Consider the following 20,131-nt stretch of genomic DNA (forward strand, 5'->3'; position numbering starts at 1 on the left):
AGAATGGAAACAGCCCAAACCTGACGTCAACCGCAAATGACCGATAATCGAACATTAATAATATTATCTATTTTTACAGGTAATCCTTATTGATAGTTTATCTATCTGATTTAAATGGCTTTATTTGCATTTATTAGCCGAAATCAAGGCGCTGTTCATTTTTTAGTTATCTTTGTTATCTTAATCGCCAGCCACCAGCGCCGGCGCATTCAGGCCCGGCGTCCGACTGGCCACCACAACAAAAACAACAATGAGGTTTGCCCATGGACAGTCCATCGCGTCGTTCGACGCTGACCATCGCTTTGTGCTTTATCGTTGCGCTGATCGAGGGGTTCGATCTGCAGGCGGCCGGCACCGCCGCCGCCGGATTGCGCCAGAGCTTCGCCCTGGATCCGAAGATGATGGGCTGGGTGTTCAGCGCCGGGATCATCGGCCTGCTGCCCGGGGCGTTCTTCGGCGGCTGGGTCGCCGACCGTATCGGCCGCAAGAAGATCCTGGTCGGCGCGGTGCTGCTGTTCGGCCTGTTCTCGCTGTGCACGGCCTACGTCGAGAGCTATTCGAGCCTGCTGCTGGTGCGCTTCATGACCGGCCTCGGCCTCGGCGCGGCGCTGCCCAACCTGATCGCCCTGTGCGCCGAAGCGGTGAGCGAACGCCGCCGGGGCACGGCCATCAGCGTCATGTACTGCGGCGTGCCCCTGGGTGGCGCGCTGGCGGCGGTGGTGGCGATGTTCTCCAGCGAACATTGGCAAACCACCTTCATCATCGGCGGCCTGGCGCCGCTGCTGGTGGTGCCGCTGATGGCCGGGTTGCTGCCCGAATCCAGTGCCTTTCGCCAACACACCGCCAGTGCCGGCACCCAGCGCGCCTCCACCGCCCAGGCGCTGTTCGGCGCAGGTCGCGCGCGCACCACGCTGGCCCTGTGGCTCAGCTACTTCTTCACCCTGACCGTGATGTACATGCTGCTCAACTGGCTGCCCTCGCTGCTGCTCGAACAGGGCTTCAGCAAACCCCAGGCGGGCCTGGTGCAGATGCTGTTCAACATCGGCGGCGCCCTCGGCTCGCTGCTCGGCGGCCTGCTGCTGGACCGCTGCAACGGGCTCAAGGTGGTGCTGTTCGTGTACGCCGGGTTGCTGGCGGCGCTGGCCGGGGTCGGGCTGTCGCAGGGCATTGCGCCCATGGCCCTGGCCGGATTTGCCGCGGGGCTGTTCGTGATGGCCGCACAATTGGTGCTCTACGCGCTGGCACCGCCCTCCTACCCGACCGCGGTGCGTGCCACCGGCGTGGGCGCTGCCGTGGCCATCGGCCGCCTGGGCTCGGTGGCCGGGCCCCTGGCCGCCGGGCAGATCCTCGCAGCCGGCGCCGGCACCGCCGGGGTTTTGCTGGCCACCTCGCCAGGGCTGGTCATCGCTGCGCTGTCGATCCTCACGGTCATCGCCCGGGCCAACGCCACGCCCGAGCTCAAGCCTGCGCATTGAACCTTGCACAGGGCGGTTACCGGGCTCCCGGTAACCGCGCCAACAAGCTTGGCCCGCGACTGCGCACTGTTCGAGGACGGCCCTAGAACCCCACCGTCGCCGACACCAGCCAGGTGCGCGGCGTCGACAAGGTCAACCCCGCCGCGCTGTCGGAAGAGCTTGCGGCCGAGGCCCAGTAGGCGGTGTTGAGCACGTTCTCGACACTGGCGCGCAGGGTGATCGGTTTCTTGCCCAGCTCGAAGGCATAGCGCGCCCCCAGGTCATAGCGCTCCCAGCCGGGGATTTTCTGCTGGTTGGCCGGGTCCAGGTATTGCGAGCTGGAGTGAATCGCCCGCGCGGTCAGGGTCAGGCCGCGCAGGCTGTCGATGTCCCATTCGGCGCCAAGGTTGGCGTTGACCACCGGCGAGCCGGTGCCGCGATTGCCGTCATACAGGCCCTGGCCGGTTTCGGTCTGCACGCTGTCGAGCAGCATCAGCCCGCCCAGCAGGCGCACGCCGTCATGGGGCTCGCCGAAGACATTCAACTCCAGGCCCTGGTTGCGCAACTGACCATCGGGCTTGTAGTTGTTGTTCTCGTCGTAGACATAGGACGGCTGCTGGATGCGAAACAGGCTGGCGCTCATGCCGAAACGGCCCAGGTCGTACTTGGCGCCGACCTCCACCTGTTTGCTGCGATACGGGGCGAACACTTGGTTGGCATTGGTGGCGGTGGTCGGGGCGGTTGCGCCCTGGCTCAGGCCTTCCATGTAATTGCTGTACAGCGACAGCTGATCGGTGACCTTGACCACCAGGCCCAGGGCCGGGGACAGGGCCTTCTCGTCATTCACCGGTTCTTCGCGCACGCCATCGCTCCAGGTGCTGACCTGGACCCGCTGCAAGCGTGCGCCCAGGGTCAGCAGCACCCGATCCTCGGCAAGGCTCAAGGTGTCGGCCAGGGCCAGGCTGGTGAAGCGGTTTTCCGTGTGGGTGCTGGTGTCGAGGCGATTGGGACGCCCGGGCAACGGCAGCTCCACCGGTCGGTAGAGGTTGCTGACACCGCGCGGGTAGCGCTCGCCGGCGTTGTCGAAATCCATGTTGAAGCGGTTCAGGCTCAGGTTCACGCTGTGCCCGACCGGCCCGGTCTGAAACCCGCTGCGCAGGCCAATGACGGCGGTCTTGACGTCCTCGTCGCGACGGAAGGTGCGCGGGGTCACGGTGAAGTCGCCGGCGCTGTTGGTCACCTGCACCGCATGGCGCAGAAAGTCGTAGTTGCCTTTGCGCGCCCCCAGGGCGGCGTACACCATCAGTGAATCGCTGAGGTCATACTCGCCGCGCAGCGCGCCGAAGCTGTCCTTGGAATGGGCATAGGTCCAGGACTGGGCGATGTTGTGGCGGATGTCTTCGGCCTTGGGCATTTTCGCCGTGGCCGCCACTTCGACCCGCTCGATCGGCGCGTCGGCGTGACGTTCCTGGTGCCCCAGGTCCAGGGACAGGCGCAGCCGCTCATCACGCAGGTCGAGGCCGATGACTCCGGTTTCGCGCTGGAGCTGCTGGTGGTCCCACTCGGTGTCGCCGGACTGGCGCACACCATTGAAACGCAGGCCGAAGCGGTTGCCCTCGCCAAAGCGCCGGCCGATGTCCACCGCGCCACCGGTCTGCCCTGCGGACGCATAGAGCGCGGTGAACTCGGTCAGGGGGCTGTCCGCGGCGCGCTTGGGCTCGATGTTGATGCCGCCGCCGACGCTGCCCCGGGGCGCAATCCCGCCCAGCAGCATGCCCGGCCCCTTGAGCACATCCAGGCGCCCGACCATTTCCATGTCGATGGCGTAGGTCGGCAGGATCCCGTACAGGCCGCCGTAGGACACGTCACTGTTGAACAGGCTGAAGCCGCGCACCGAGAACTGCTCGAAACGCCCGCTGGCCGGGTTGGTGGTGCGAACCGAAGGGTCGCTGGCCACGGCGTCGCCCAGGGTTCGCGCCTGCTGGTTCTTCAGCGCCTCGGCGGTGTAGGACGTGAGGTTGAACGGGGTGTCCATGAAATCGCGGTCGCCGAGCAGGCCCTGGCCGCCCTTGCGATCCACTTGGCCCCCGGCATAGGGCTCGCCGCTGACAGGGAGATCGCTGCCGAGAATCGAGGTGGCAGGCAGCGCCAGGCCGCCGGCCTCGGGGACCGGCGCCAGGGTGTAGGCCTGTTCGCCCACCGCGTGCAACTGCAGGCCCGAACCCTGCAGCAGCCGGGCAAAGCCCTCCTGCACCGCGAACTCACCGGAAAGCCCGGGACTGCTGCGCCCTTCGACCAGCCGCGGGTCCACCGCCAGATCGACTCCGGACAGCCCGGCAAAGCGGGTCAGGACAGCGCCCAGGCTGCCGGCCGGCACCTGGTAGCTGCGGCGGCCACCCTCCTCGGCCCAGCTCAAGGGAGCCAGCAACGGGCTGGCGCTCAGGCTCAGCAGCAGACTCAGACGCAACAAGGGACGCACAGCAGCAGGCATGACGCAGGGCATTGAAGAGGCTCTCTTTTTCGTTCACTTACCTGCAATGACAGGCACCTGGAAAAAAGGGGACAGCCCTCAAGCGAGTTTTTTACGCGAACGCAGCGTGACCCAGAAACGCGTCCGCGCCTGCACCTCCAGCGGCAGGCTGGCGGCCAGCAAGGCCAGCACCCGGTCGGTGTCCTCGACACGGAAACTGCCGGTGACCCGCAGCGCCTCCAACTCCGGGTCCCAGCGCAACACGCCGCGGCGGTAACGACTCAACTCGCGCAAAAAATCCCCCAGCGGCTGGTCCTGGGCCAGCAACACCCCTTCGCGCCAACCGGGTATCGCGCTGTCGAAGACCTGCGGCAACCCGGCGCCGGAAGCCTGCAGACTGACCTGCTGCCCGCCGTGCAGGATCAGGGCCGGCCCCTGCAAGGGCTGCACCTGGACCACGCCGCTGACCACCGAGACCCGACAGCCGAGGCGCTCCTGGCGCACGCAGACTTCGCTCTGGCTGACCCGCACCCGGCCGAAGTCGGTGTACAGGGTCAGGGCCGAATGGCCCGGCACCCTAAGCGCGATCTCGCCCTGCACCAGGGTCAGGCGGCGCGCCGCCAGGTCCAGGTCCAGCGCCGTGGCGGTATTGAGCTGCAGGAAACTGCCGTCGGCCAGGGACTGCTGCTTGCGCTCGCCGGTGGCGGTGTGCAGGTCGGCGCGCCATGCCTCTAGGGGCAGTTGCCGGCTCAGCCACCAGGCGCTCGGCACCAGCAGCGCCACCCCCAGGCCGCGCTTGAGCAGGGCCCGACGTCCCACTTGTGGGCGGTCGAGGCTGGCCAGGGCCAGGGCCGGGGGCAACTCGGCGAAACGTTGGCGCAACAGTTGGGCTTTCTGCCAGGCCTGTTCGTGGCTGGCGCAGCGCTCGCGCCATTGTTGCAGGCCCTGCTGGTCGCTCTCGCTGGCGCTGCCGGACTCCAGCAAGGCCAGCCAGCGCGCCGCGGCGCGGGCGACCTGACGCGGATCGCTGCCGGTGGACGAGGTCACAGCTCCACCAGCAGGCAGTGTTCGTAGGCTTGGGCCATGTAGCGCTTGACCGTGCGCTCGCTCACCCGCAGGCGCTCGGCAATCTCGCGGTAACCCAGGCCTTCCAGCTGGCTCCAGAGAAACGCCCGGCGCACCGGATGGGGCAGGCCATCGAGCAGCTCGTCCAGCGCCTGCAGCGCTTGCAGGACGATCCAGCGCTGTTCGGGCGAAGGTACGCAGGCCTCGGGCAAGGTCGCCAGGGCGTTGAGGTAGGCCTGTTCGAGGCTGCGCCGCTGATGGAAGTTGATCAGCAAGCGCTTGCCCACGGTCAGCAGGTAGGCCCGCGGCTCCTGCAACTGGGCCAGGGGCTGGGCGCTGCCGAGCACCCGCAGGAAGGTGTCCTGGCTCAGGTCGGCAGCATCCCAGGCGTTGCCCAGGCGTCGCCGCAGCCAGCTTTCAAGCCAACTGCGGTGCTCACGGTACAGGTTGTCGAAGGTGTGCTCCGTTGGCAGTACGGCGTCATTCATGGCAAGGGCACCCGGCGTGGCACGTTAAATCAAATGAGACTCATTCTATTTAATATCGCTCGCCGGCACACCTTCTTTCGTTGCCCTGGTCCTGGCGTGCCCCGCCCCGCTCATGCCCCATCGGCGCACTGGCCAGGTTCAGACCGGCGCCGCGCAGCCGCCTGGCGTCCCCACGCTACAGCCGGCTACCACAGCGCAATATGGGAGTCCGCCCGGGGCTCGGTGCCGCCACAGAACACGCCGCTGACCGGGTCGCGCAGGATGATCTGGCCGCGTCCGTAGTTGAGCAAGTCGTGGGCGATCTGTACCTGATGGCCGCGCCGGGCCAGGGCGTTGGCCAGATCGCCCGAGGCGCCCTGCTCGATGCCCACGCGCATGTCCCCCAGCCATTGCCAGCGCGGCGCATCCAGTGCGGCCTGCGGGTTGAGGCCGAAATCCACCAGGTTCATGACCATCTGCACATGGCCCTGGGGCTGCATGTAGCCACCCATCACGCCGAACGGTCCGAGGGGCACACCGGCCTGGCTGAGAAAGCCCGGGATGATGGTGTGGAAGGTCTTCTTGCCCGGCGCCAGAGCGTTGGCGTGCGCCGGGTCGAGGCTGAATTCCTGGCCGCGGTTCTGCAGGGCGATGCCGCTGTCCGGCAGCACCACCCCGGAGCCGAAGCCGTGATAGTTGCTCTGGATGAACGACACCATGTTGCCCTCGGCATCCGCCGTGGCCAGGTACACCGTACCGCTGGCATGGGGGTCGCCAGGTTTGGGCGGTTGCGCCTGTTCGGCGATCTGCCCCCGCCGCCGGGCGCTGTAGGCGTCGCTGAGCAGATCGGCCACCGCCACGCGCATGTGCGCCGGGTCGGTGATGTGGTGCAGGCCGTCGCTGTAGGCCAGCTTCATCGCCTCCAGCTGGCGGTGCCAGGTCTGCTGGCTGTCACGCTGGTCGAAATCGAAGCCTTCGAGGATCTTCAGCGCCATCAGCGCCACCAGCCCCTGGCCGCTGGGAGGGATTTCCCAGACCTGATAGCCGCGGTAATCGACCTTGATCGGTTGCACCCACTGCGCCCTGTAGCCCTCAAGGTCACTGGCCCGCAGGTAGCCGCCGGTGGCCCGGGAATGGGCGTCCAGGCGTTGGGCCAGTTCGCCGCGATAGAAGCTCTCGCACAGGCTGGCCGCCAGTTCCTGCAGGGTCCGCGCCTGGGCCGGGTTGCGAAACACCTCCCCGGCCCGGGGGGCGCGGCTGTCGATCAAGAAGGTGTCGAACCAGGGCTGCAGCAGCGGGTCGCGGTGGGGAGCGAACTCCTCCAGGGCGATCTGCCATTGCCGGGCGACCACCGGCGACAGGGGGAAACCGTCCCGGGCCAGTTCGATGGCCGGTTGCAGCAACTGGGCAAAGGGCAGCTTGCCGAAGCGCCGGGACAGCTCGGCCCAGGCCGAGGGGCAACCCGGCACGGTGACCGGGGTCCAGCCATACAGCGGCATCTGCGCGTGCCCGGCGGCCCGCACTGCCTCGATGCTCAGGGCGGCCGGGGCCTGGCCGTTGGCACTCAGGCCATGCAACTGGCCCTGGGTCCAGACCAGGGCAAAGGCGTCGCCCCCCAGGCCGCAGCCCGTGGGTTCGACCACTGTCAGCACTGCGGCGCTGGCAATCGCGGCGTCGATGGCATTGCCACCGCCACGCATGATCTCGATCCCGGCCTCGGCGGCCAGGGGCTGGGACGCGGCGACCATGCCGCGACGGGCATACACGCTCTGACGTTGTGAGGCGTAGGGGTACTCATGGGCAGAAAAATTCAGCATGGCAAAGGCTCGTGCAAGGGTTGAGGCCGCAAAAAATCACAGCACGCGACTGAGAAAGGCTTGGGTCCGCGGGTGGCTGGGGCGGCTGAAGATCTGTTCCGGCGGCCCCTGCTCGATCAGCTCGCCCTGGTCGAGCACCACCACCCGGTCGGCCACCTCCCGGGCAAAGCCCATCTCGTGGGTGACCACCACCATGGTCATGCCCTCTTGCGCCAGCTGCTTCATCACCTGCAGCACCTCGCCCACGGTTTCCGGGTCCAGGGCGCTGGTGGGCTCGTCGAAGAGCATGGCCTGGGGTTTCATCGCCAGGGCCCGGGCGATGGCCACCCGTTGCTGCTGGCCGCCGGACAGCATCGACGGGTAGTGCCCGGCCTTGTCCGCCAGGCCGACCCGGGCGAGCAAGGCCCGGGCCTGCTCCACCGCTTCGGCCCGGGGCACGCCGAGGACCTGGATCGGCGCCTCGATGATGTTTTCCAGGGCCGTCATGTGGGGAAACAGGTTGAAGCGCTGGAACACCATGCCGATGTCCCGGCGCTGGCGGGCGATGTTGCGCTCGCTATCGCGCACCAGGCTGCCGTCGGCGCGCTCGCGATAGCCCATGGCCCGGCCGTTGACCCGGATCAGCCCGGACTGGATCTGTTCCAGCAGATTGATGCAGCGGATGAAGGTGGTCTTGCCCGAGCCCGAGGCGCCGATCAGCACCACCACTTCACCGCGGCGTACCGACAGGGAAATGCCCTTGAGGATCTGCAGGGCGCCGAACGACTTGTGCAGGTCCCGGGCCTCGATGATCAGGTCTTCACTCTGGTGTGCCATGTTCAACGTCCCCGCAGCAATTTGAAGGTGTGGCGCCCGAACATCCGGTGGCCCGCGGCCGGCGGCGCGGGTCGGTCACTCTGGCCGAAACGCTTTTCCAGCCAGCGCTGGAAGAAGCCCCACAGGGTGGTCAGCAGCAGGAAGTAGAGGGCCACCACCAGGTACAGCTCGAACACCCGGAAGGTCGCCGAAGTGACCATCTGCGTGCTCAGCAGCAGCTCCTGCACGCCGATCACGCTGACCAGGGTGGTGTTCTTGAGCATCACGTTGAACTCGTTGCCCAGGGGCGGAACGATCACCCGGAACGCCTGGGGCAGGACGATGCGCCGCATCAGCTTGGCGAAGGTCATGCCCAGGCAGCGCCCGGCCTCGTACTGGCCCTTGTCCACGGCGCCGATCCCGGCGCGGATGATCTCCGCCATGTAGGCGCCTTCGTTGAGGCCCAGGGCGATGATCGCAGCCTGGATGTTGCCCGGCACCACCAGGCCGAACAGTTGCAGGTCCTCGAAGCGAAAGATCCCGCCGGCCGCCAGGGCGGTGTAGAGAAAGACGATCTGCACCAGCAACGGCGTGCCGCGCATCAGCCACACGTAAAAACGTACCGGCAGGTACAGCAAGGGGTTGCGCGACAGGCGCAGCAGCGCCGCCGCCAGCCCCAGGACACAGCCCAGCGCCATGCCCAGGACACTGATCACGCACGTCAGCCAGAGCCCGGTGAGGTACACCCCGCTGGGTTGCAGCAGGTACTGCCAGAACACATCCCAATTGAAATTCATCGCGGCGCTGCCTCAGTTCAGGGTGTCGCTGCTGACCTGCCACTGGCTCAGCAACCGGGCATAGCTGCCGTCGCTGCGCATGTCGTTGATGATCTGCTGCACCGCGGCGCTCAACTGCGCATCGTCCTTGCGGATGCCCAGGCCGGTGAGGATCCGGCTGAAGGCCGGCACCCCTTCCTGAAACAGGTCCGGGGCCATGGCGGCGTAGTAGCCGGCGGTTTCCACGGTGGTGCCGTAGGCGTCCACCTGACGGATACGCAAGGCCTGGAAGGCATCGGTGTCGCTGTTGTAGACCACCAGTGTCATCGGTGCCTTGCCAGCCTGGGCGAGTCTGGCGTTGTGGGCGTCCAGCAGGGTCTTGATGGTCGAGCCATTGAGCACCGCAACCTTGCGCCCGGACAAATCATCCAGGCTCTTGATCGCCTTGGGGTTGCCCTTGGGCACCACCACCGACTGGCTGGAATACATGTAGTTGACGATGTCGATCACTTCGCGCCGTTCGGGCTTGTCGAACAACTGGTCGACGATCATGTCGCACTGCCGGGCCAGCAGCGCCGGGAGCAACCCGGAGAACGGAATCACCCGCCATTGCACCTCCTTGTTGCCCAGGCGGCGGGCGATTTCCAGGCCCAGGTCGACGCTCAGCCCGCGGGGCTTCTGGGCTTGGTCGAAAGACACCAGGGGCGGTGAATCCATCCCCGAGCAATAGGTGAGCTTGTCGACCTGTTGCAGGCGCTCCGGCACCTGGGGCGCGGCGGCGGCCCACTGTGCACAGAGTCCCAGGGATACGGCCACCAGCAAGGCGCGGCGTTTATGCATGACCAGACACTCCACTTCGTTGAACAACGGGGGCAGGATTCAAAGTCAACACAAGGGGCGGGCTCGGGCCCGCTTCTATTGTTCCGTTTGCAGAAACTGGATCAGCGCCGGCACCGTGCCCTCGATGTGCTCGCGCACCACCGCTTCGGCACGCTCGGCATCGCCGGCGCGAATCGCATCGAGGATCACCGCGTGCTCCTGGCGGGCGCTGAGGGGTTTTTCGCCGTGTTGCAGCCACAGGCGCATGGGCGCCTCCACCAGCGAATAGAGGGCCGAGATCTGCTTCATCAGCCGGGGCCGGCCGCTGAGGCTGCACAGGTATTCATGGAAGGCCCGATGGCGGCTGACCCACTCGGCGCTCTCGTCGCGGTAGTCGTCCATCTCGTCCAGCAGCCGTTCCAGGGCCGCCAGCTGGCGCTCGCCGATACGCCCCACCGCCACCCGCACCGCCAGGCCTTCGAGGGCGCTGCGCATCTCGAACACTTCGTGCAGCTCTTCGATGTCCAGGCCGCTGACCACCGCCCCGCGATTGGGCCGCAGGGTCACCAGGCCCTGGGCATCGAGGCGGCGAAAGGCTTCGCGCACCGGCATGCGGCTCATGCCGATCTCGCTGGCGATGTCCTCGGCGATCAGCCGGTCGCCCTTGCGGTAGCGGCCGCCGCAGATCGCCTCCAGGAGAAAGTTGTAGGCCTCCTCCTCGGCAGTCAGCGGCTGGCGGTCAACGTAGGCGGGAGCGAATTGCATAGAGGCACCTTTTGTATTTTTGTATCCAATTATCCATAGATACAAAAAAGCAGAATGCGTGCCAGCTTTGCGCAAGCGGACTCAAGTCATTGATTTGCCGAACCAGTGCTCGATGAGCAGGAAGGTGCCAGGAGCGCGGCCAAGGCCAGGCTGCTACGAAAACGCGCAGGCAGTGAGTCAAAGTGGGGCGTACAGGTTGCGCCTGGTAACAAGCGCCATCGGGGCTGCGGCAACCCCCGGAGCCACCCGGGCGTTGCCGCGATCAACGCCTCAGAACGTCAGGCAGATTTTCCCCAGGTGCGCGCCCGAGGCTTCATGGGCGAAGGCCTTGGCGATCTCTGCCAGGGGGAAGGTGCTGTCGATCACCGGCTTGATGCCGGTGGCTTCCAGGCCACGGACCATCTCGATCTGCTGCTGGCGGCTGCCGACGATCAGGCCCTGCAGGCGTTGTTGCTTGGCCATCAGTGCCGCCGTCGGCACCGGGCCGGCCCAGCCGGTGAGCACGCCGATCAGGGCGATATGCCCGCCGATGCGGCAGGCCGTGATCGACTGCGGCAAGGTGCCCGGGCCGCCGACTTCCACCACGTGATCGACGCCGCGCCCGCCGGTGAGCCTGAGCACTTCGTTGCCCCACTCAGGCTGGGTGCGGTAGTTGATGGTGTGGTCGGCCCCCAGTTCGCGGACCTTGGCCAGCTTGGCGTCCGAGGACGAGGTGGCAATCACCGTGGCGCCCATGGCCTTGGCCAGTTGCAAGGCGAAGATCGACACCCCGCCGGTGCCCAGCACCAGCACGGTGTCCCCGGCCTTGAGCGCGCCATCCACCACCAGCGCGCGCCAGGCGGTCAGGCCGGCGGTGGTCAGGGTCGCGGCTTCGGCGTGGCTGTAGCCTTGGGGCGCGTGGGTGAACCAGTGGCTGGGCTGGATCACCACTTCACGGGCGTAACCGTCGACGCCATCGCCCGGGGTGGTGCTGAAATCGGCAATCGCCGGGCCGCCATCGTGCCAATGGGGGAAGAAGCAGGACACCACCGCATCGCCGACCTTGAACTCGCTGACGCCCTCGCCCACCGCTTCCACCACCCCGGCACCGTCGGCCATGGGAATCCGCCCATCGGCAGTCGGCAGCGCGCCGGTGACCACGGCGTAATCGTGGAAATTCAGGGAACAGGCATGCAGGCGCACGCGGATCTGCCCGGCGCCGGGTTGCCCGGGATCGGCCAGCTCCACGGTTTTCAGGTTGTCCAGGGATGCCGGCAGGCTGAGCTTGATGGCTTGCATGGAATGGGTCTCCACAGATCGATAATTGTCCAGGGGGCTAACCCTACCACCAATACCGGCGATCTGTAGCCGCTGCCGCAGGCTGCGAACGGCTCCGCAGGAGACGCAGGTTTTCAGTGCCGCTAGGGGCTCGGCTCGGGACTGCCAAGCAAGGCCCTGCGGGCCTTTGCGCAGCTTCGCGGGCTCAGCAGCGGCGACAACGCTCAGCGGGTTTCAACGCTCCCCCACCCTGGCTCGCACAAAACACTGCTCGGTCATCGTTGCGCCCCACTGGTCGCCCACCTGCTCCTGCGCCAATACGAAGCCGTGTTGCTCATACAGCGTGCGCGCCGCGTCCAGGCCCTTGAAGGTCCACAAGCGGGTGGCGGCAAAGCCCCACTGGTCGCAGAACGCCAGGGCCTCGCCCAGCAGTCGCCGGCCCAGCCCTCGACCGCGGGCAGCATCGTCGAGGATGAAGCAACGCAGGATCGCCTCGCCGCCCTCGCCTTCCCCATCAATGGCGATGGACCCGACGATCCGCTCGCCCCGCAGCGCCACCCAGACCTGGTTGCGCGGGTTGTGCAAACGCCCCATCAGCTCGGCCATGTCCGCCGCCACCAGGCTTTCGAAGGGCTGACCGAAACCGGCCCGGGCGGCGTAGTAGCAGGCATGCATTTCGGCAATGCGGCCAATCACCCCCGGCCGGTAGCCAGCGGCGATGGACCAGCACTCGGGCGGCTCGGGCGCCTCGCCCAGGCGCACCGCACGCAATGCCCGGGCGTAGTCGGCGATGCCTGTCGAGGCGCAAAGCTGCTGGTCCGCGCTCAGGTGCGCCAGGGCCGCGGCCACCTGGGCCTGGGCAAAACGGTCGATGCCGGCCAGGGTCTGGCGTCCCTGGGCGGTGAGGTGCAGCCGCTTCGAGCGGGCATCCTGCGCATCGGCCTGTTCGCCGATCTCGCCCGCCTCCACCAGCTTGCGCACCAGCCGGCTGACGCTGGATTTCTCCAGGCCCAGCAGCGTCACTAGGTCACTGGCGGTCAAGGCATTGCCCTGGCCGATTTCCAGCAGCGCGTGCACCGCCGAGGGCGGGTAGTCGGTGGCGGCCAGGGTGCTGTGCATGAAGCCCAGCTCGCGAACCATCTGCCGGGAAGCCTGGCGCAATTGAGGGATGAAACCTGCGGATGGGCTCGACATAAGCGTGACCTCGTTCGTGGACTTTTTAGTTGTAGCTTACAACTATATAGCCGACAAGCCCGATGTGCTCGGGCCCTGGTCGGCAGCGATAAAAACTCGAGCAAGCACTAATGAGAAGCATTACCATAAACACCCTTTTCGCCCGCCTCGGTCCCGGAACCTCTATCGATGGTGCCCAATTCTTCGCTACAGCACGCCGTGGGCGAGCTCTACGTCCAGCATCACAACTGGGTGGTGCAGTTGCTGCGGCGCAAGCTCGGCAACCAGGACCAGGCCCTGGACCTGGCGCAGGACACCTTCCTGCGCATTCTGCGCAGCGAGCAACTGCCCCTGTTGCGTGAACCCCGGGCCTACCTCAATACCGTGGCCAGCCGCCTGTGCGGCCAGTATTTCCGCCGTCAGGCCCTGGAGCGCGCCTACCTGGAATCCCTGGCGCAGCTGGAGCCACAGCACCAGCCTTCGCCGGAAACCCGCCTGCTGGTGCTCGAAGCCCTGGACGCCGTGGGCCAGGTACTGGATGGCCTGGGCGCCCGGGTGCGCGAAGTGTTCTTGCTGTCCCAGCTCGAAGGCCTGACCTACCCGCAGATTGCCGAGCGCCTGCAGCTCTCGGTCAACGTGGTGCAGAAAGCCATGCTCAAGGCCTACCGCCATTGCTATGCGGCGGTGTACCCGGGATGAACGCCTTCCAGCCGGTGGACGATCAGGGCGCCTTGGAACAGCAGGTCCTGGACCAGGCCCTGGAGTGGCTGGTGTTGCTGCAATCGGGCATCAGCAACCCCGAGCAGCAGGCCGCCTGCCTGGCCTGGCGCCGGGCCGAGCGGCAACACGAACTGGCCTGGCAACGCCTGGTCGGCATCGGCCAGGACCTGCGTGACAGCACCCGCAGCCTGCCCGCGCCCCGTGCCCGGCAGCTGCTGCAGGCCCGCAGCCACCCCGGGCGGCGCACCCTGCTCAAGGGCATCGTCGGCCTCGGCGTGGTGGCCGCCAGCAGCTGGAGCGTGCGTGAACGGCTGCTGTTGCCGCAGCTGTTCAGCGACTACCACACCAGCACCGGCGAGCGCCGCCAACTGCAACTGGCCACGGGCGCCAGCCTGCAACTGGACACCCGCACCAGCCTCGATCAGCAGCACAGCCCCCTGGGCCTGCAACTGCGGCTCAACACTGGCCGCCTGCTGTTGACCCTGGGCAACGCCGCGCCGCTGCGGATCGTCACCGCCGATGCGTGGATACTGCTGGCGCCCCAGTCGCAACTGATCCTCAGCGTCGGCTGGCCGGGCAGCCACGGCACCCGGGCACAGGTGCTCGCCGGCAGCGGCTCGCTCAGTAACGCCCAGCACCCCGCGCTGAGCCTGGGCGCGGGCCAGCAAGTGGAAATCAACCAGCAGCGGATCGGCGCCCTGACCACAGTGCCCGCCACCGCCAGTGCCTGGACCCAGGGCCTGCTGATCGCCGAGCGCCAGCCCCTGGGCGAGGTGATCGCCGAGCTCGACCGCTATCGCCCGGGCCTCTTGCGCTGCGCCGCCGAGGTCGCCGGGTTGCGCGTCTCCGGCTCGTTCTCCCTGGACCAGCCGGACGCCAGCCTCGACCTGTTGGCCAAGACCCTGCCGATTCGCATCCGGCGGGTGATGGGTTACTGGGCCACCGTGGAGGCCAGCTGATTTTTTCGGTTTTTTTTCCGAAGCGGCGGCAGTTTTTTCAATCTCGTGCATCAAGACCAGGGAAGAAGCTGGAAAACAGCTCAGCGCCAACCCTTCTCAACCCACGGATTTCCCTTATGCACATTCGCCTTACGCCCCTTGCCGCGGCCTTGCGCCCGGTGTTCATCGGCCTGTCCATCGCCAGCACCAGCCTGCCGCTGATGGCCGCCGAAGCCGGCGCCGCCGTGACCGACCGCCAGCAGCGCGACTACGCCATCGCCCCGGGCAACCTGGACCAGGTGCTGGGCGCCTTCGGCCAGCAATCGGCAAGCATGATCGCCATCGATGCCAGCCTCAGCGCCGGCAAGCGCAGCACCGGCCTCAATGGCCGCTTCAGCGTGGACGAAGGCCTGCAGCGCCTGCTCAAACCCCTGGGCCTGCAAGCCGTGGCCGAGGGCGCGGGCTATCGGGTGGTCCAGGCCAGCGGCGGTGAACGGGTCGAGCTGGGGGCGACCACGGTCAGCGCCAACCAGTTGGGCAGCGTTACCGAAGGCACCGGTTCCTATACCCCAGGCACCATCGCCACCGCCACCCGGCTGGTGCTGACCCCGCGGCAAACCCCGCAGTCGATCTCGGTGGTGACCCGCCAGGTGATGGATGACTTTGGCCTCACGGCAATAGACGACGTGATGCGCCACACGCCGGGTATCACCGTATCCACCTACGACAGCGAACGCACCAACTACTATTCCCGCGGTTTCTCCATCGTCAATTTCCAGTACGACGGCATCCCGACCCTGCGTGACGCCCAGTACTCGGCCGGCCAGACCATGACCGACATGGCGCTGTACGACCGCGTCGAAGTGCTCAAGGGCGCGACCGGCCTGCTGACCGGCGCCGGCGGTCCTGGCGGCACCATCAACCTGATCCGCAAGAAGCCCACGTCCGAGTTCAAGAGCAGCATCGAGCTCGGCGCCGGCTCCTGGGACAACTATCGCACCCAGATTGATGTCAGCGGGCCGCTGACCGACTCCGGCAACGTCCGCGGCCGGGCGGTGGCCGCCTACCAAGACAAGAAATCGTTTCTTGATCACTACCAGCGCAAGACCAATGTCTACTACGGCATCCTTGAATTCGACCTGTCACCGGACACCCTGCTGACCCTGGGTGCCGACTATCAGGACAGCGACCCGAAGGGCTCGAGCTGGACCGGCACACGTACCGTCTATGACCCGGACGGCAATTATCTGAACCTGCCTCGCTCGTTCAACAATGGTCCGAAGTGGAGCAGTTGGGAACAATACACCCGTACCGTGTTCGCCACCCTGGAGCACAACTTCGACAATGGCTGGGTCGCCAAGGCCCAGTACAACCACCAGATCAACGGCTATGACGCGCCCCTGGGCTACGTCTCCCAGGACACCGCTACCACCAGTTCGATCTACGCTCGCAAATACACTGGCGAAACCACCAGTGACAGCCTCGACGTCTATGCATCCGGACCTTTCGAACTCTTCGGTCGAGAACACCAGCTGGTAGTGGGCCAGTCCCTGTCGATCTCGGAATGGAAGGGCAAGGACTATTCCGACGCCACCTATTTCGACAACGCCTATGACTTCTACAACTGGCACGGCGAAGCCATCGAGCCCCTGTGGAACCAGCCGACCAAGATCAACGATGAAACCACGCGCCAGACCGGCACCTACCTCACCGGCCGCTTCAGCCTGACGGACGACCTGTCGCTGCTGCTCGGCACCCGCGTCGCCAATTTCCAGGTCACCGGTACCAGCGACACCAAGGAGAGCGGCAAGGTAGTGCCCTATGCCGGCCTGGTCTACGACCTCCACGACAATGTCTCCGCCTACGCCAGCTACACCGAGATTTTCCAACCGCAAACCCAGTACCGTGACCGCACGCGCAAGATGCTCGAACCCAACGAAGGGAAAAACTACGAGGTCGGGCTCAAGGGCGAGTTCTTCGACGGTCGCCTGAACTCCAGCCTCGCCTACTTCGAGGTACACGAGGAAAACCGTCCAATCGCCGACACCATCTACAACTCCAATCCTGGGGTCGACTTCTCCTATATCGCCACCAAGACCAAGACCAAGGGCTACGAAGCGGAGATCTCCGGTGAGCTGCGTCCTGGCTGGCAATTGCAGGCCGGCTATACCCACAAGGTCAGCCGTGATGCCGACGGGGTGAAGGTGGCCACCTGGGAACCGCAAGATCAGCTCAGTTTCTATAGCAGCTACAAGCTCGGCGGCAGCCTCGACAAACTGACCCTGGGCGGTGGCGCCCGCTGGCAGGGTGAGGGCTGGCAAACGCTGTACAACCGTGGCAAGGACCGTTACGAAAAGTTCTCCCAGGACCCGTTCTGGCTAGTGGATCTGATGGCGCGCTACCAAGTCACCGACAACCTTTCGGCGACCCTGAACGTCAACAACCTGTTCGACAAGTCGTACTACACCAACATCGGTTTCTATGACTCGGCCTACTACGGTGACCCACGCAATGTGATGGTGACCACTCGCTGGGACTTCTAAGACCTAGTCCCCCAATCAGTGCACCCTGCCCAATCGGGCAGGGTCGGGCCGCTGACAATCACCTGGTATCGGGTAGCCCGATGCGGCGACCACGGCAGCAAAATCACTACAGCCATCCGCACACTTCTGTTAAAACTCCTGGCTGATCGTTCCGTGGTGAAGCCTTCCATGTCCCCAACCCTGTCCCAGCGCCTGCGCCGTCGCTGGCTTTCCCTGCTGTGCCTGGCCACCCTGATCGTCGGCCTGCCGGTGAGCTGCGCGGTGCTCGAACACCAGGAGCGCAAGTTGGTGTTTCGCATCGAGCCGGGCACCGCCGGCTGGTATCGCGGCCTGCCGAGCACGGTGCAGGAGCTGGAACTCAAGCCGAAAAGCTTCAAGGCCGGGCAGAACCTCCACGCCTGGTGGTGGCCGGCCACGCGCGCCGACGCCCCGGCGATCCTCTACCTGCACGGGGTGCGCTGGAACCTCACCGGCCAGCTGTTTCGCATCGAGCAACTGCACGCCCTGGGCTACTCGGTGCTGGCCATCGACTACCGCGGCTTCGGCCAGAGCCACGGCGACCTGCCCTCGGAAAGCAGCGTGTATGAAGACGCGCGCATCGCCTGGGAGCGGCTCAAGCTGCTGCAGCCCGACGCCCGCAAGCGCCTGATCTACGGCCACTCCCTGGGCGGCGCGGTGGCCATCGACCTGGCCGCCGAACTGGGGCGCACGGCCGCCGCCGAGAAAACCCCGATTGCCGCCCGCGGGCTGATCGTCGAGTCCACCTTCACCAACCTGGCCGATGCCGCCGCCGCGGTGACCAAGACCTCGCTGCCGGTGCGCTGGGTGCTGTCGCAGAAGTTCGACTCCGTCGACAAGATCCGCGACATCGGCATGCCACTGCTGGTGGTGCACGGCCTGAAAGACGACTACGTACCACCACGCTTGAGCAAGGAACTGTTCAAGGTTGCGCTGCAACCGAAAAAGCTGCTGCTGGTGCCCGGCGGCACCCACAACAACAGCATGCGCCTGGCGGGCAAGGACTACGGCCAGGCGATCAATGCCCTGCTGCGGGCCAGGCCGGCGTCCAGCGTCGCCGGCCCGACGGCCAGCGCCGCGCCCACTGGCTGAAGCTGCTGGCTAGGACGCGAGGCCGGGGCTTGGCTGGGGTCGCCAGGCAAGGCCCTGCGGGCCTTTGCGCAGCTTCGCGGGCTCAGCAGCGGCTACAGGAAACCCTCTGTGTAGCCGCTGCCGCAGGCTGCGCAAGGCACCGAAGGGGCCTCGACGCCCTCAGGATCGCTGCACACCTGCGGCTCGTTCGCAGCCTTCGGCAGCGGCTACAAGGCGCTCTGCCCGCCGCTCACGGCCACGCTCGGCAAGGCCGCTGGCGGACACAACGCGTCGCCAATGGTGCGCAACTTCAGGCAGGTTTCCTGGTACTCACTCGCGGGGTCCGACTCACCGACAATCCCGCAACCGGCAAACAGGTGCGCCTGGTTGCCGCGAATCAAGGCCGAGCGCAGGGCCACGGCAAACTCGCCATCGCCCTCGGCGTTGAGCCAGCCCACCGGGGCGGCGTACCAGCCACGGTCCAGTTGCTCATGCGCGCGGATATACCCCAGGGCCTTGGCCCGGGGCAGGCCGCCCACCGCCGGGGTCGGGTGCAGGGCGTCGACCAGTTGCAGCAGGTCCACCTGGGGCCGCAGCCGCCCCAGCACCGGGGTCAGCAGGTGCTGGACGTGGGCCAGGCGGTGCAGTTGCGGCTGCGCAGGAATCTCCAGCATGGCGCAATAGGGCTGCAGCGCTTCGCGCAGGGTCTGCACCACCAGGGCGTGCTCGTGGCGATCCTTGGCGCTGTCCATCAGGCCCTGGCCCAATTCGGCGTCCTGTTGCTCGTGCTGACCGCGGGCGCAGGTGCCGGCCAGGGCCACGGTGTTCAAGGTGCCCCGGGCCACGCGCACCAGACGTTCGGGCGTGGCGCCGAGGAAGCAACTGTCGCCGCGGCTGAAGGCAAACAGGAAGGCCTGGGGATAGGCCGCCCTGAGGTTCTCCAGCAAGGGGCCGCAGGGAATGCTGCGCGGGGCCCGCAGGCAGACTTCCCGGGCCAGCACCACTTTGCTCAGTTCACCGGCGTTGATCCGGCCGATGGCGCCGGCGACGGTGGCCTGCCACTGCTCGGCGCCCGGGGCGTCGTCGTCCTGCCGGGTGCCCACCGGCACCTGCAGTGACGGTGCATGGGCATAGCGGACCTGCAGCAGGTTCCATTCCGCCGCAAGGCCGGCAGCGCAATGGGCCACATCGGCGCCCGGCTCGATCCACAGGCTGAACAGCCAGTGCTGCTGTTCGCCTTCGCGCAACAACAGAATCCGTGGCAGCACCAGGGAGGTGGCGGCGAACGACTGCCACTGAGTACTGCGCGGCGCCTGGGGATCGAAGGCGAAGCCGCCACACAGATAAGCCTTGCGCGGGCCGACCTGATGAGCCTGCTCCAGCAGCTGGCGCCAGGCCTGGGTACTGGCGGCAAAGCGCTCGGCGGCCGGCGGGCTGATTTCCTCGGTGCAGCCGAACCCGGCCAGGGCCAGAGCACCCTGCTCGCTGGACCAGAACAGGCTCTGGCCGAACACCTGGCGGTTGGCGGCAAACAGCCGCAGTGGCTCCAGGCGCTCGGCGGCCAGGCTGAACACCACCAGTACCGCGCGACTCTTGCGCCGAGCCTGGGCCTCGCCTTCACGCAGGGCCTGGGTCAGTCCGGACAGGCACGACTCATTCATTGCCGACTCCTTGCTCAAGCCCGCGCTGAACGCGCCAGTGGCGCACTTGCTGGGCGATGTTCCAGTGGATGATCTGGGCAAACAGCGGCACCACGAACATCGGGTCCAGGCCCGCCTGCTCGGCCCATTGCTGACGCTGCGGGAGCATCGCCGCGACCCGCTCCGGCGCGGCGATGCTGTCCTGGGTCGGCTTGAATTGTGCGGCCGCCTTGACGTAGGCCAGGCGTTGGCCGAGGGCCTGGATGATCTGCTGGTCCAGGGTGTCGATCGCCCAGCGGATGTCTTCCAGGGCGCTGCATTGCTCGGGGGTTTTCATGCTGAT

At 66.5% G+C, this 20,131-nt stretch carries 17 protein-coding genes; 5 read left to right on the forward strand and 12 right to left on the reverse strand.

Annotated features, from left to right (window positions below; genetic code table 11):
* Positions 1–263 precede the first annotated feature (263 nt).
* Entirely contained in the window at positions 264–1,475 is a 1,212-nt protein-coding gene (gene mhpT, locus Q8O96_RS29840) for a 3-(3-hydroxy-phenyl)propionate transporter MhpT (protein ID WP_060839788.1), read from the forward strand.
* Positions 1,476–1,557: 82 nt separating this feature from the next.
* On the opposite strand, the gene Q8O96_RS29845 is transcribed toward mhpT, so the two are convergent.
* The 10 genes from Q8O96_RS29845 to Q8O96_RS29890 form a co-directional block, all read right to left on the reverse strand.
* Entirely contained in the window at positions 1,558–3,957 is a 2,400-nt protein-coding gene (locus tag Q8O96_RS29845) for a TonB-dependent receptor (protein ID WP_305949990.1), read from the reverse strand.
* A gap of 66 nt (positions 3,958–4,023) precedes the next feature.
* Entirely contained in the window at positions 4,024–4,971 is a 948-nt protein-coding gene (locus Q8O96_RS29850) for a FecR domain-containing protein (protein ID WP_305949991.1), read from the reverse strand.
* Positions 4,968–5,477, reverse strand: a complete 510-nt coding sequence (locus tag Q8O96_RS29855; RefSeq protein WP_060843894.1) for a sigma-70 family RNA polymerase sigma factor — start codon at positions 5,475–5,477, stop codon at positions 4,968–4,970. The genes Q8O96_RS29850 and Q8O96_RS29855 overlap by 4 nt, the downstream gene beginning before the upstream one ends.
* Before the next feature lie 185 nt (positions 5,478–5,662).
* On the reverse strand, positions 5,663–7,273 hold the full coding sequence (locus Q8O96_RS29860; RefSeq protein ID WP_305949992.1) for a gamma-glutamyltransferase family protein: 1,611 nt from the start codon (positions 7,271–7,273) through the stop codon (positions 5,663–5,665).
* Between the two features lie 36 nt (positions 7,274–7,309).
* The gene (locus tag Q8O96_RS29865) at positions 7,310–8,089 is read right to left on the reverse strand and encodes an amino acid ABC transporter ATP-binding protein (RefSeq protein ID WP_060839793.1); all 780 of its coding nucleotides are present in this window, start codon (positions 8,087–8,089) and stop codon (positions 7,310–7,312) included.
* 2 nt (positions 8,090–8,091) lie between these two features.
* Positions 8,092–8,865 (reverse strand): amino acid ABC transporter permease, encoded by a 774-nt coding sequence (locus Q8O96_RS29870; protein ID WP_102863115.1) that lies wholly within the window; start codon positions 8,863–8,865, stop codon positions 8,092–8,094.
* Between the two features lie 12 nt (positions 8,866–8,877).
* Positions 8,878–9,684, reverse strand: a complete 807-nt coding sequence (locus Q8O96_RS29875) for an ABC transporter substrate-binding protein (RefSeq protein WP_305949993.1) — start codon at positions 9,682–9,684, stop codon at positions 8,878–8,880.
* Between the two features lie 75 nt (positions 9,685–9,759).
* Positions 9,760–10,428, reverse strand: coding sequence for a GntR family transcriptional regulator (locus Q8O96_RS29880; RefSeq protein ID WP_060839795.1), 669 nt, complete (start codon positions 10,426–10,428; stop codon positions 9,760–9,762).
* Positions 10,429–10,698: 270 nt separating this feature from the next.
* Positions 10,699–11,706 (reverse strand): NAD(P)-dependent alcohol dehydrogenase, encoded by a 1,008-nt coding sequence (locus Q8O96_RS29885; protein WP_207816592.1) that lies wholly within the window; start codon positions 11,704–11,706, stop codon positions 10,699–10,701.
* A 213-nt stretch (positions 11,707–11,919) separates the two neighbouring features.
* A complete protein-coding gene (locus tag Q8O96_RS29890; protein ID WP_207816591.1) occupies positions 11,920–12,879 on the reverse strand; it encodes a GNAT family N-acetyltransferase in 960 nt (319 codons plus the stop codon).
* Positions 12,880–13,047: 168 nt separating this feature from the next.
* Between Q8O96_RS29890 and Q8O96_RS29895 the strand changes: the two genes are divergently transcribed.
* The 4 genes from Q8O96_RS29895 (at position 13,048) to Q8O96_RS29910 (ending at position 18,169) form a co-directional block, all read left to right on the forward strand.
* Positions 13,048–13,557 (forward strand): sigma-70 family RNA polymerase sigma factor, encoded by a 510-nt coding sequence (locus Q8O96_RS29895; protein WP_102863112.1) that lies wholly within the window; start codon positions 13,048–13,050, stop codon positions 13,555–13,557.
* Entirely contained in the window at positions 13,554–14,537 is a 984-nt protein-coding gene (locus Q8O96_RS29900) for a DUF4880 domain-containing protein (protein ID WP_207816590.1), read from the forward strand. Before Q8O96_RS29895 ends, Q8O96_RS29900 begins: the two co-directional genes overlap by 4 nt.
* 116 nt (positions 14,538–14,653) lie before the next feature.
* Positions 14,654–17,059 (forward strand): TonB-dependent siderophore receptor, encoded by a 2,406-nt coding sequence (locus Q8O96_RS29905; protein ID WP_207816589.1) that lies wholly within the window; start codon positions 14,654–14,656, stop codon positions 17,057–17,059.
* Positions 17,060–17,227: 168 nt separating this feature from the next.
* Positions 17,228–18,169: an alpha/beta hydrolase gene (locus Q8O96_RS29910; RefSeq protein ID WP_207816587.1), complete on the forward strand. Its 942-nt coding sequence runs from the start codon at positions 17,228–17,230 to the stop codon at positions 18,167–18,169.
* 206 nt (positions 18,170–18,375) lie between these two features.
* Here the strand turns inward: Q8O96_RS29910 and Q8O96_RS29915 are convergent, their stop codons facing one another.
* Together Q8O96_RS29915 and Q8O96_RS29920 are read right to left on the reverse strand one after the other, a co-directional pair.
* A complete protein-coding gene (locus Q8O96_RS29915) occupies positions 18,376–19,809 on the reverse strand; it encodes an isochorismate synthase (RefSeq protein ID WP_102863108.1) in 1,434 nt (477 codons plus the stop codon).
* Complete coding sequence (locus tag Q8O96_RS29920) at positions 19,802–20,125, reverse strand: isochorismate lyase (protein WP_102863566.1); 324 nt, start codon at positions 20,123–20,125, stop codon at positions 19,802–19,804. Before Q8O96_RS29920 ends, Q8O96_RS29915 begins: the two co-directional genes overlap by 8 nt.
* Positions 20,126–20,131: the final 6 nt, after the last annotated feature.

Source organism: Pseudomonas sp. LPH60 (assembly GCF_030718165.1).
Lineage (GTDB): Bacteria > Pseudomonadota > Gammaproteobacteria > Pseudomonadales > Pseudomonadaceae > Aquipseudomonas > Aquipseudomonas danubii.

Coding starts and splice junctions, on each gene's coding strand:
- Q8O96_RS29865 (WP_060839793.1), bottom strand. CDS start 8,089: ATGGCACACCAGAGTGAAGACCTGATCATCGAGGCCCGGGACCTGCAC.
- Q8O96_RS29880 (WP_060839795.1), bottom strand. CDS start 10,428: ATGCAATTCGCTCCCGCCTACGTTGACCGCCAGCCGCTGACTGCCGAG.
- Q8O96_RS29910 (WP_207816587.1), top strand. CDS start 17,228: ATGTCCCCAACCCTGTCCCAGCGCCTGCGCCGTCGCTGGCTTTCCCTG.
- Q8O96_RS29895 (WP_102863112.1), top strand. CDS start 13,048: ATGGTGCCCAATTCTTCGCTACAGCACGCCGTGGGCGAGCTCTACGTC.
- Q8O96_RS29920 (WP_102863566.1), bottom strand. CDS start 20,125: ATGAAAACCCCCGAGCAATGCAGCGCCCTGGAAGACATCCGCTGGGCG.
- Q8O96_RS29890 (WP_207816591.1), bottom strand. CDS start 12,879: ATGTCGAGCCCATCCGCAGGTTTCATCCCTCAATTGCGCCAGGCTTCC.
- Q8O96_RS29870 (WP_102863115.1), bottom strand. CDS start 8,865: ATGAATTTCAATTGGGATGTGTTCTGGCAGTACCTGCTGCAACCCAGC.
- Q8O96_RS29845 (WP_305949990.1), bottom strand. CDS start 3,957: ATGCCCTGCGTCATGCCTGCTGCTGTGCGTCCCTTGTTGCGTCTGAGT.
- Q8O96_RS29855 (WP_060843894.1), bottom strand. CDS start 5,477: ATGAATGACGCCGTACTGCCAACGGAGCACACCTTCGACAACCTGTAC.
- Q8O96_RS29905 (WP_207816589.1), top strand. CDS start 14,654: ATGCACATTCGCCTTACGCCCCTTGCCGCGGCCTTGCGCCCGGTGTTC.
- Q8O96_RS29915 (WP_102863108.1), bottom strand. CDS start 19,809: ATGAATGAGTCGTGCCTGTCCGGACTGACCCAGGCCCTGCGTGAAGGC.
- Q8O96_RS29900 (WP_207816590.1), top strand. CDS start 13,554: ATGAACGCCTTCCAGCCGGTGGACGATCAGGGCGCCTTGGAACAGCAG.
- Q8O96_RS29860 (WP_305949992.1), bottom strand. CDS start 7,273: ATGCTGAATTTTTCTGCCCATGAGTACCCCTACGCCTCACAACGTCAG.
- Q8O96_RS29875 (WP_305949993.1), bottom strand. CDS start 9,684: ATGCATAAACGCCGCGCCTTGCTGGTGGCCGTATCCCTGGGACTCTGT.
- Q8O96_RS29885 (WP_207816592.1), bottom strand. CDS start 11,706: ATGCAAGCCATCAAGCTCAGCCTGCCGGCATCCCTGGACAACCTGAAA.
- mhpT (WP_060839788.1), top strand. CDS start 264: ATGGACAGTCCATCGCGTCGTTCGACGCTGACCATCGCTTTGTGCTTT.